At 55.3% G+C, this 10,103-nt stretch carries 17 protein-coding genes; 3 read left to right on the top strand and 14 right to left on the bottom strand.

Annotated features, from left to right (window positions below):
- The coding region (ligD, locus tag ACUTJJ_RS23295) for a non-homologous end-joining DNA ligase (protein WP_445543578.1) at positions 1 to 908 on the top strand (908 nt) is incomplete at its 5' end.
- A gap of 30 nt (positions 909 to 938) precedes the next feature.
- Positions 939 to 1,202 carry a DUF982 domain-containing protein gene (locus tag ACUTJJ_RS23300; RefSeq protein WP_445543579.1) on the top strand — a complete coding sequence of 88 codons (264 nt, stop codon included), beginning with the start codon at positions 939 to 941 and terminating at the stop codon, positions 1,200 to 1,202.
- Positions 1,203 to 1,205: 3 nt separating this feature from the next.
- On the opposite strand, the gene ACUTJJ_RS23305 is transcribed toward ACUTJJ_RS23300, so the two are convergent.
- The 7 genes from ACUTJJ_RS23305 to ACUTJJ_RS23335 all read right to left on the bottom strand — a co-directional run bounded on the left by ACUTJJ_RS23305 (position 1,206) and on the right by ACUTJJ_RS23335 (position 4,637).
- Entirely contained in the window at positions 1,206 to 1,628 is a 423-nt protein-coding gene (locus ACUTJJ_RS23305; RefSeq protein ID WP_445543580.1) for a hypothetical protein, read from the bottom strand.
- Positions 1,629 to 1,757: 129 nt separating this feature from the next.
- Positions 1,758 to 2,063, bottom strand: a complete 306-nt coding sequence (locus ACUTJJ_RS23310; RefSeq protein WP_445543581.1) for a HigA family addiction module antitoxin — start codon at positions 2,061 to 2,063, stop codon at positions 1,758 to 1,760.
- 111 nt (positions 2,064 to 2,174) lie between these two features.
- Complete coding sequence (locus ACUTJJ_RS23315) at positions 2,175 to 2,453, bottom strand: type II toxin-antitoxin system RelE/ParE family toxin (protein WP_182590995.1); 279 nt, start codon at positions 2,451 to 2,453, stop codon at positions 2,175 to 2,177.
- A 157-nt stretch (positions 2,454 to 2,610) separates the two neighbouring features.
- Positions 2,611 to 2,868 (bottom strand): hypothetical protein, encoded by a 258-nt coding sequence (locus ACUTJJ_RS23320; protein ID WP_445543582.1) that lies wholly within the window; start codon positions 2,866 to 2,868, stop codon positions 2,611 to 2,613.
- Positions 2,868 to 3,152: a chromosome partitioning protein ParB gene (locus tag ACUTJJ_RS23325; RefSeq protein ID WP_445543583.1), complete on the bottom strand. Its 285-nt coding sequence runs from the start codon at positions 3,150 to 3,152 to the stop codon at positions 2,868 to 2,870. The genes ACUTJJ_RS23320 and ACUTJJ_RS23325 overlap by 1 nt, the downstream gene beginning before the upstream one ends.
- Positions 3,149 to 3,814: a ParA family protein gene (locus ACUTJJ_RS23330; protein WP_182590998.1), complete on the bottom strand. Its 666-nt coding sequence runs from the start codon at positions 3,812 to 3,814 to the stop codon at positions 3,149 to 3,151. Before ACUTJJ_RS23330 ends, ACUTJJ_RS23325 begins: the two co-directional genes overlap by 4 nt.
- 289 nt (positions 3,815 to 4,103) lie before the next feature.
- Positions 4,104 to 4,637 carry a hypothetical protein gene (locus ACUTJJ_RS23335; RefSeq protein ID WP_445543584.1) on the bottom strand — a complete coding sequence of 178 codons (534 nt, stop codon included), beginning with the start codon at positions 4,635 to 4,637 and terminating at the stop codon, positions 4,104 to 4,106.
- 183 nt (positions 4,638 to 4,820) lie between these two features.
- Here ACUTJJ_RS23335 and ACUTJJ_RS23340 point away from each other — a divergent pair, with 183 nt between their 5' ends.
- Positions 4,821 to 5,423: a recombinase family protein gene (locus ACUTJJ_RS23340; RefSeq protein ID WP_445543585.1), complete on the top strand. Its 603-nt coding sequence runs from the start codon at positions 4,821 to 4,823 to the stop codon at positions 5,421 to 5,423.
- 166 nt (positions 5,424 to 5,589) lie between these two features.
- Here the strand turns inward: ACUTJJ_RS23340 and ACUTJJ_RS23345 are convergent, their stop codons facing one another.
- The 7 genes from ACUTJJ_RS23345 to ACUTJJ_RS23375 form a co-directional block, all read right to left on the bottom strand.
- Positions 5,590 to 6,450 carry a helix-turn-helix domain-containing protein gene (locus ACUTJJ_RS23345; protein WP_445543586.1) on the bottom strand — a complete coding sequence of 287 codons (861 nt, stop codon included), beginning with the start codon at positions 6,448 to 6,450 and terminating at the stop codon, positions 5,590 to 5,592.
- Positions 6,451 to 6,632: 182 nt separating this feature from the next.
- Positions 6,633 to 6,839, bottom strand: a complete 207-nt coding sequence (locus ACUTJJ_RS23350) for a ribbon-helix-helix protein, CopG family (protein WP_223565293.1) — start codon at positions 6,837 to 6,839, stop codon at positions 6,633 to 6,635.
- Positions 6,840 to 6,941: 102 nt separating this feature from the next.
- The gene (locus ACUTJJ_RS23355; protein WP_445543587.1) at positions 6,942 to 7,568 is read right to left on the bottom strand and encodes a hypothetical protein; all 627 of its coding nucleotides are present in this window, start codon (positions 7,566 to 7,568) and stop codon (positions 6,942 to 6,944) included.
- Positions 7,565 to 8,158 carry a hypothetical protein gene (locus ACUTJJ_RS23360; protein ID WP_445543588.1) on the bottom strand — a complete coding sequence of 198 codons (594 nt, stop codon included), beginning with the start codon at positions 8,156 to 8,158 and terminating at the stop codon, positions 7,565 to 7,567. The genes ACUTJJ_RS23355 and ACUTJJ_RS23360 overlap by 4 nt, the downstream gene beginning before the upstream one ends.
- Positions 8,155 to 8,709 (bottom strand): hypothetical protein, encoded by a 555-nt coding sequence (locus tag ACUTJJ_RS23365; RefSeq protein WP_445543589.1) that lies wholly within the window; start codon positions 8,707 to 8,709, stop codon positions 8,155 to 8,157. Before ACUTJJ_RS23365 ends, ACUTJJ_RS23360 begins: the two co-directional genes overlap by 4 nt.
- Positions 8,706 to 9,167, bottom strand: coding sequence for a hypothetical protein (locus ACUTJJ_RS23370; RefSeq protein ID WP_445543590.1), 462 nt, complete (start codon positions 9,165 to 9,167; stop codon positions 8,706 to 8,708). Before ACUTJJ_RS23370 ends, ACUTJJ_RS23365 begins: the two co-directional genes overlap by 4 nt.
- 11 nt (positions 9,168 to 9,178) lie before the next feature.
- The coding region (locus ACUTJJ_RS23375; protein WP_445543591.1) for a DUF5131 family protein at positions 9,179 to 10,103 on the bottom strand (925 nt) is incomplete at its 5' end.

The raw sequence follows: 10,103 nt of genomic DNA on the forward strand, positions 1-10,103 counted from the left end.
AAAAGCCGCCCTCGGGCGATAAGTGGGGATGGGAAATAAAATGGGACGGCTATCGCCTCGCAGTGCACGCCGGCGCGGACGGTGTCCGGATATTGACGCGCGGCGGTTATGATTGGGCTGCACGGTTCCCCGCTATCGAGCAAGCGGCGCGCGACCTCGGGCCGGCTTCTTTCATCATTGACGGCGAAGCGGTCGTCCTGGACGAACAAGGGCGCTCGGATTTTAATGCGCTACAGAACAGCTTGGGTGCCGTGGGTGCGCGTAGTGGCAAGAAGACGGCCGGCAATGCCCTACTATACGCCTTCGATCTTCTTTACCTCGACGGGCGCGATCTGCGCGAGCTGCCGTACAGGAGCCGCCGCCACCTGCTTGAAGAAATGCTGGCCGGTTTTGAGGGTGCTATCCGAATTTCGGAAGAAGTGGAAACAGACGATCCCGGTTTGATGCTCGACCATGCCTGCCGCCTCGGGCTGGAAGGCATCATCGGCAAGGATCGAAATAGCCCCTACCGGAGCGGAAGAACTGGCGACTGGATCAAGGTGAAATGCGTCCAGTCAGAACCGTTCATGATCGTGGGATATGAACCCTCCATGTCGGCAAGCGGCGGCTTTGCTTCGCTGTTGCTGGCCGCCTATGACGGCGACGAGCTGCGCTATGTTGGAAGCGTTGGCACGGGCTTTAAAGAGCGCGCGGCAAACGAGCTGCGCCGGATGTTCGATAAACTGCCTTGGCGGAAGAAAAAACCGCCCCTGCCCTATGCTGGCCGGCGCGAGGTCGTTTGGGTGCAGCCGACGCTTATTGCGGAAATTGAGTTCCGGCAGATGACGCCAGATCGCAAACTACGCCATGCGGCTTACAAGGGGCTTAGAGAACGGCAGGATAACGCGGACGTGTACCGGCTTGATTAAACGGCGCGGCTTTTGGTGTATGTTCGCCCTATGAGCGAATTCAGGATAGAGCCGGTAACGATCAATTCGGGTGACTTCGAAACTTTCGAAACGGTCACGGACATGGCGCGATACCTGCTCGACAAATGGCCGGCAAGCACGGATGGGCAAGCTTATGTCACTGCGCTCATGGTATGCTCGGCCGTGCTGGAAAACGGCTTGGATGATCGACCGGAAGATGCGCGGGCGGCTTTTATCGATGCCGTCCACGAAGCGCACTTGTCTGTTTCGCCAGATGATGACCTAGATTTCTAGTGACTATTTTTCTTCATCGGATCGCCGCACTATTCGGCCGCCATGTCGCAGCCGCACGATGCCGTTTATATTTTGCTTATAGACCTGATAGGCGGCATTCGCCGCCATGATGTTGCCAGCGCCGGCAAGCTCCATGCATCGAAAGCCCTCGCCCGTTATTTCATCGACGGTGAAAGGAAATTTGGTGTCGAAGAACGGCACCTTTTGCGGGTCTGGCAAATCCACGACATGCTGTTCCTGCCCGACTTCGCAAAAGAAGATGCTTTCCCGGCCGTACACCCATGCAATGACGGTGCGCCAGTCAAGCTTTCCCTTTGCCTTGTAGCAAACCTGCCATTCACCTTGATAGCAAATCAGCATAGGCCAGCTTAGCGGCTTCCTGATCGTCGTTTGAATTTCGGATGATTTCAGGAGCGGCGCGGGCATTGATCCTTCCTTTTTGTTCTATGAATGTTCTCATATGCAAAAGGAGTCAAGCAATCGCCGGTAGACGCCAAGATACAAAAAAGCCGCTCATGAGGGTGAGCGGCTTTCTTGTTGGTCATGGGCTCCGCGTCAGGCAACTTCTAAGGTGGGCACGTCCTTCAGGTCCACGGTATGTTCTGCCTGCCAAGCGTCGTAAGCTGCCTGCATCCTAAGCCAAATAGCGGCTCCGTCTCCAAACAGCTTTCCCAGTCTCGCCGCGATGTTGGGCGATACGGGCTTCTTCTCATTAAGAATATCGTACAGCTGCTGCCGGGAAATGCCCAGCATATTAGCTATCTCTACCTTATTCCTCCCAGTCTCCGGGATGATATCATTGAGTAATGCGCCCGGATGAGATGGGCACCTCTTCAGGGGCCTCTCTACCTCATAAGCCATTCTCGTCTCCTAACTGTGAGACGTGCACTTCACTGTGTACGTCTCGGGGGTGTCGTCTCTATCAACTTTAGCACCAGCCATACGAACAGCGTATGGCTGGTGCTGGTTCCATTAGTGGTACTGCTCGAAATCAACGTTATATGCATCGCCGTTATCAAACTCGAAGGTAATGCACCACGGACCGTTGACATGCACCGTGTATTTCGTGGGGTTAAACCCATTTAGAGGATGAAAGTCGAAGCCGGGTAGCTTCATTTCGCCTACTGTCGTCGCCTGCTCCAAGCGATCCAATCGAACTTTAATGCGACTTAGCATCTTCTGGTCGATTTTTGCCGTTTTGCCTGTGGCAAAAAACTCGCTTAGCGCCTTATGTTTGAATGTCTTTATCAAAATTCATCTCCTTACACCATTTCTCGCCCTTTCTTTCTCTGTTTTGGACAAGGGGAATGTAAGCTTATTGCTTACATAATGCAAGGGGTGGTGTAAGTTTTTTGCTGACAAAAATAAAGCCGCCCGTTGCCGGCCGGCCTTTGAATTCAAATCCCGCTCAACGCGGTTTACGGGAATCCTCAATCTCTTTCGCTACGCTGGTGATAGCCTTTGCGATATCTCGCAAAAATTTAGGATCATTTGGTAGGTGGAACTCTCCCAGCGCTACCCCTGCGCCCTCACCTGCGTAATGCAGCTCCACTTTAGCTCCGACCATGTGTTGAACGAAGACGCCTGACGGGCTTACTCCGTCCACGACATAGTTTACCCCTTTGGGTGTTGGTGCGATGTAACCATTTCGAACCTTTGAAGCCATTATACTTTGCTCTCCTTGTAAAGTGCCCACGCTTCTTCAATGATGACGCCCTGCACGACGCCTCGACGAGCAGCTTCCTCGGCGATCTCGTCCGAGACGTGAGGCAGCACCTTGGCGTGCACCTGGCCGGTTCGCTCACTCTTCCTTCTGCCGGGCCTTCCGCGCGGTGAGCGGTCAACAAATCCCCTCGCCTCGCCTGCCGCGTCGGCCTTCGCAATTGCAGCTTCACTGGCCGGTTTAGCGGTGCGTTTCAGCGCGCCTAGATCAAGTTTGAAATCGGTCATTTCAGTGCCTCGGTTAGACGTTTGTAAACGGCCATGGCGAATGCCTCGGCGTTCTCGATTGCTGATGACATGTTGCCTTGTTTTGTTTCCATCGAATGCAGATCGCCGCCGAACTCGAATAGTGCGGAGAATGCGGCGCGCTCCATGAGCGGTGGCTCCACGATATCAATTCCCCCTTCCCTTAAAGAGGCTTCAATTCCGTTTTGCTGCTTCGAGCGAATGGCGCGCGTCATTGTAAAAACGACTGCATGCGCAATCTCCCGGTTTATCGCCTCTTCCTCTTCCGCGATGAGCTGTAGCGATTGTGCGCCAATGGTAGCGTCAAGGATCGTGGCGCGCATAGGGATCAACACCAAATCGGCCTGTGATATTGCGCGCGACACCATGCGCGAGGCGACGCCTTCAAGGTCAACGATGACAACTGCACCATCTACGTCATGTTGCTTGATCGTCTTCACGATGCTGGATTCCGTGACATCGGTCAGCGCCTGAATGTTACTGGGCAAAGTTCCCTTACCTGCCCATATGCTCAATGAGTGGTTAGGGTCGCAGTCTAGCATTGTAACGGGTACGCCTTTGCGGGCAAGCTCTGTGCCTAGTAGTACAGCGGTGGTTGATTTTCCTGCACCGCCTTTCGATGAGGCGATAACGACAACGGGCATTATGGAACTCCGGCTTAAATAATTATCTGGTTCATTCAGATACCCGGTATAAGTTGATATCTGATTAATTTTTAAATCCGGTAACTGAATTAACCTGATATAAGCACAAACCGGGTTTAAATATCAATCGGATTTCTACTCACACCGGATATTTAGAAAAATCGGATATTCGCCCTTACCGGATTTCTAGGTTTATCCGGTTTGTGCACAAATCAGGTATAAGATAAACATTGGCGTGCGGCCTGCTGAAAGCGATGTCACGCTTCATTTTCGTTGAACCGCGAAACACCTAGTTTTTGAGGGCGTTGGGCAGGATCGCCGAGGAACTGGTTTGTCCAGGAGATTTCGCCTTTCGCGTCGCTGCAATGATGGCTGCTCGTAGCGTTATCACAGACATGATGAAAAGGTCGGATGCTGTTAGATCATCGAAGGCGGTCCCGCGACCTTCGGAAAGCGCCTCGTAATTCTCTCTAACTAACTTGCGATCATATTTATGAAATGTTGCGTAGAGATTTCTCGCCCGATCATCTAGCTCGAAACCGACGTTCAGCTTGTGGGCGAAATCATTCCTGATGCTCGCCAATGCTTTCAGAACAGGCAGAAACCGTTCATCTAATCCAACCGCAACCGCCAACGTCACCTTGAATTCGTATGTCAGTCTCAAGCCGAAAAGATGACGCGGATTAGGAAGTGCTGCCGCAAACAATTCCTCTATTTCGGCTTCGATAATTATCGCGCTCTTTATGACTATCGCGAAATCATCAGCCTTCGCCAGCAGCGTGAAAAAATCTTGATCTGACAGTCTTTCAAGTCTCTTGCCCATTCAGCCCCCCAAACCCTTCCGCCGTCGTCTACTGCACCCTAATGGCTCGACATAAAAGGATCAACGAACATGCCCAAAACCGTCCGGTTATAGACAGGGGAGGGTGGTTCTGCTCAAAAGTGCCTATCCCGACTTTCTTGCATGCTCAAAAAGAACGGGACACTTTTGAACAGGGAAAGAGCTATGTCGCGCACGTTTGCTTATGTCAGAGTGTCAACCACGGGGCAGACCGTCGAAAACCAGATTACCGAAATTTCGGCCGCTGGCTTTTCGGTCGAGCCGCGCCGGATCATATCCGAAACGATTTCGGGCAGTACGCCGGCTGCGAAGCGACCTGGCTTTATGAAGTTACTCGACCGGATGGAGCCGGGCGACGTGTTGATCGTCACAAAACTGGATCGCCTCGGCCGTGACGCCATCGATGTCAGCAGCACGGTCAAGATGCTCGCTGAAAACGGGGTGAGGGTGCATTGCCTCCAGCTGGGTGGCCTCGATCTCACCAGCTCGGCCGGCACCATGACAATGAACGTCCTGAACGCCGTCGCGCAATTCGAGCGGGATTTGAATATTGAGCGCACGCAAGCAGGCGTGGCAAGGGCGCGCGAAAAGGGAAAACGTTTCGGCCGGCCGCCCGCCCTGACTGATCGGCAAAAACAGGTGGCGCTTGCCGATCTGGCGGCCGGAACCAGCATAGCCGCAGTGGCCCGAAAATTCGGCACCAGCCGCCTGACAATCTCTCGCCTTAAAGGTGCATCGCAAGACGCCACCTCGGGCGATTTGGAATAATATTCTCTTCAAGATTTCCCCTTGCGACCTCTCATAAGCCAAAATGCCTATCCGAGCGTGCGAATGGTCCTGAAACTGCGTATAGGTTGCCGCCGAACCGCACTTTAACGCGGTTCGGAACCGCCGCAGGGCCGCGATAGCGGACCGAACAAGCGGCGTCCGCTTACTAATCCGCAGGATTATAAAAATCAGGACCGGATTCAGTTCTTTCAGTGAACTCACGCTCATTCAAAAGCTTTTCGGCCTTTCGTGCCTCGAAATTTTTGCGGATGCGCTCGATGGCAGGGTTCGCCGTCGCCGGCTGGATGTATTGAAACTGCATCTGCTTGGCTGCCGGCGTCTGGCGGCCTTCCTCGGCGCGCTGGGCGCGGTTCTGCGCTGCCCGCTCCACATAGCCCGCCAATTGCTCTGCGCGCGCCCTGTCTTCTACAGTCTCCCTTAGACGGTCGGCAGGCGACAGGCTGTCCATGTGCACCTTGATAGCGTCTTGCCGTTCCTGACGGGCCTGTACGGCGTCGTCGGGCAGGGGGGCGGCCTTCCTCGCATACTTGCCAAGAAGCGCCTTGGCGCGCGCCGGCAGGCTCAAACGATAGGCGTTGCTTGTCTGCTGCACCTGCGGGCCTGCGCCCTCGTTGCCGGTTGGGATATAGCGGCGCAACCAATCAACAAAGCCGTGGGTGCGGAGTGCATCGAGCGCGCGGCATACCGCAGCTCGGGCGCGGCCGACCTTTTCCATGATGGTGCTGATGGACGGATCAAGCCGGCCGTTTCCGAAATCAACAAGATTAGTGAGGTAGTCCAGCACTTCAAGCGCGACGTGGCCGAGCGGTCCAGTGCGCTTACCTGGCTGTTTCATCGCCAGCTCGTACTTGCGCGCGGCAAGCAGGATTTCGCGGGCTTCGTGCCGGGGCAGGGGCTTCCAGAATACCGCCTCGCACTTGCCCTTCAGGCGGGAATTTCTGCGCACGGGTGCGCCGGTTCGTCTGGTGCCGGATTTTGCCTGCACCGCGCCAATCTGCTGGAACATGGTTCCTTTGTCCTCTCTCAAGAGGGCATGGACAGCAGACAAAAAATCAGCGTTCCCGCAAGCGCTAACATCTTGCGAGTTCCTTAATTCTGAACTATCTTGAAACTGTTCGACGGTTTCAAAATCGTTTTTGACTACTTATCCAAAAAGCCCCCGCCTCGCCAAAGGTGGGGCTTTTTACTTTATGCCCTTGTTTGTTCTATATAAAGCCTAACAGCCTCTTCCAAAATCGGGGCGCGGGACGATGCCCCACGCTCCTGTTTGATCCTGTCTATTTCTGCAACCAGCTCAACTGACATATATGCGCTGACCTCCGCACGTCCTGCGGCAGTCTGTCTTTCCCGGTGAGCGGCAACTCTTTTACTGATGGGTGCGCGTGTGTTTTGCATGATGGTTACAGGTAACAGTGATTCCGTGTGATTCTGCAAGCGGTGTCACAAAGTTTCCTCGGTGATGGCGTTTCTCCGCTGGCAAAATCAGCCAGTCCCCGTTTAGTCGCTAGACGTCGAGCGGGTTCCGCGTGCGATCCAGCGCCCTCCTCCTAGATCGACGGGTGCAAGGTGAGTGTTTGGTTTGCCCTTCTTTTCGCCGGAACTAAAAAGCAGGCCGGGGGGCCAGTTGAACCAAGTGCCATAAGCCGGCGCGGGGTAATGCCCTAATATCTCATCTATCGCCGCGTCGATTTGATCGACGGTTCCTTCAAGCTCAATGCTTACAGTACTGCCCGAAACAGACCCTCTGGCTTCCAAAGGCGGAACAAAGGCATCAACTAGTACGGGCGGCGCATCGTCCTTTGCGTCCAGTATTGCCTTTGCGAGTGCTATACCTGCTTCAACATTCCCTTCATCTACGCCATCGTCGCCCTGCTCAATAACCTCCTGTGCAGCATCGTCCAGCATCCGGTGGACAGGGGTAGTGCCGTCTTCCTGCTCCCGCTTAAGCTGCCTAGCGAGCGATTTGGCAAACTTGTCGATATCGCTGACGTAAAAGTCTTCTGGCCAGTGGTTCTGATATTGGGTTGCGTACGCAAGAAGGGCGACACCAATAGATATCTGGAGCTGGCCTTCGTGAATCTTCACGGAAAGCTGCTGTGACTTTAGCTTGCTGGATGCGGTCATGCCGAAATCTCCTGTTCTGCCGTCGCTGACGGTAGGTGGCGAGCTACCAATGCCTCTATGTCGGTAAGGGGAATGCGGCCGCTGGCTATGCCGGTTAGTTGAGCGACAAACCACATGCGCGTGTCGGGATCGAATGCGGCAAGTGCAGCCCTGTTTGGGTGGGCGCGAATAAGCCTTACCAGATGCATTTCAAGCGCCTCTACCATGTCTATGTCATGCGCCGGCCGTGCTGCTGCGAGTTCGATTTCTTCGGATGCAGAGAGGGTCGTTTGCCGCACATTTGGCTTAGCGCGAAGCATGGCCTCCCATCGTTTAAAGCCGTCGAATTTCCGAGCCTCACGCTGGCTTTCGCCCTTAAACGGAATGTCCAGCACATCGAATAGCCAACGCATTGCCGCGCGAACGTCCGCGACTTCCTCCATGACCTGAGTGCGGTTGAGCTTTTCAGTGACCGGATCGGCTTCCGCATAGCCTTGGATCATGCAGCGCGTTGCGATCTTCGCCAGCTCGCTGCATTCCTCGGCAAGCTTGCCTAGCGCCTGGTGCAGGACAACGTCTTCTTCCGGCTTCCATGCATTAATAATGCTCATGCGGCCGCTCCTTGTTTCGATCCTGCAAGCGGGGTCGAGTAGACGAAAATCATTTTGCGTTCGGGGCAGCACGAAATCAGAGCCGGCCGCTTCGCCTTCTCCGCAGCTAGCTGCTCATCCGTCATTGATGATCCGCAGCCCTCGCACCGCACTCCAATAGGCGCGAAGTCGTTCACGATAGTTTCGCCGCGTTGATGCAGCATCATCGCGAAATTCGCCACGTCGATAGGGTCGCCTTTCTGGACATGGTGGGCGAGCGCCTGCGATAGCGATGCTTGGCTGCACTTTTCGTTGTCGCGCCAGATATTGAGGCCGCCGCTACGCTTCTTCTCCAACTTCGATTTCATCGCAGCAGCAAACAGATCAACGGCGATATCGTCAGCGTGTCGGTGGTCGGGTCGGCTTAAGATGGCGTGGACTTCATGGGCGGCGCGCAAGGTCGTATCGGAAAGCAGGCCGCCATTGCCGCCCTTTCCCATCGTGCCGTTCATGTCATGTTCAACCGCGTTTGCGAGTTTCAGGGCTGCTTTTGCCAGATCGTCGCGGCTCATTGTGCTTGCCCTTCGATGCGCTCGAATCGGGCGGTATCGCCGTCAACAATGAACCTGCGCGGCGTTTCGTAGCCGGACCACCAATAGGCGTCGATCTGGTGGACGCCTGCTTGCAAGTCGTTTTCGCTGATCAATTCCCGTATCGACGGCTGAAGCGTATCGGTATCGCGGTCCACGCGAATGCATGTTGCGTCGGTAGGGATTGGGGAGTCCGTCTCCCATGATCCATCTTCATTGATTGTGAGCGTGAAATCACCGAATTGGCGATGTTCATCAAACATAACGATATCGCCATGGTTCAGCACCTGGCTGTAGGCCTCGCCGTCATGTTGATCTTCCACGGGGCGAAGATAGCAAGTGCCCGAATCGTCGCGGAAAATGAACAAGTTGACGTCCGTTTGTGGGTCTGGAACGTACTCATCCATCCAAGCGGAGGGAAGAAACATAAGTTCTGTCATCGGGTCGCCTTTCAGGCTGCGGAGGGTTTCACGGTGAGGGCAGGGACGGCGGGGCGGGCGTTATGCTCGATGCTGTCGAGGAAGCGGCCAGTCTTGCGCTTGCCGGCTCGTATCATGCTGTGGTCGGGGTCCAGCTCGTCGCACCACATGGGCTTATGCCAGTGTTCCCATTCTTCGCCGGTCCACTCCATCCAATCGTACCGGCTGATTTCCGGGTCATCATCGAGTGTGACCGAGCCGAGCTGCGGCACGTACTCGCCCCATTGCTTGAAATGAAAGGCAACGCCGGCCGCCGCGCACTGGTCGCGCAGGCTGCGAACCCAATTCGGATGCGCCGGCCGCGCCTTGTGTTCGCCTTGGTCGGTTTCGCCGCCGGCAATGACCCAATCGATTCCCATGTGGCAACGTTCGTCATGGTGATGATGAAGATGATTTGGATTGCAGTCGTGCTGGACGCCGTGGATTATCTCGCCCGGCCGGCCGTTGTGACGGTGGAAGCCATCGCAACCACGCTGGCCTCCAATCCATTGCGTGCCGCCGAGGCTCGAAATCAGGTCGATTGGCCCGATAAGCGGCTCACACGACAGGAACAAGAAGAGTGGGCGGGTGTTGGCGTGCCATAGATCAAAGCTCGCCTGCAGCAATGCCGGCACGTTGATATTCGCCCGCGGCTGATCCTCAACCGTGGTTCCGATCGCTGCATTTTCCGGCAGTCCACCGGCCTTTTCGGCCATCTTGGCGATGTTCTGCGGACGCTTCGTCAGCAGCAGCCAGACAAGCTGCGGCGTGGCGCGGATAAGATCGAATAGATCCCGGCGCCATTCTTCGGGAACGGCATTATCGAACACGTCAGCCAGTGAAGCGCAGAACACAAAGGGGCGGGTGCCTTCCTTTGCAGCCTTGGCGTTCCACGCGAGCGGCTTGCGCCAGTTGGTG

Source organism: Agrobacterium sp. DKPNP3 (assembly GCF_052686535.1).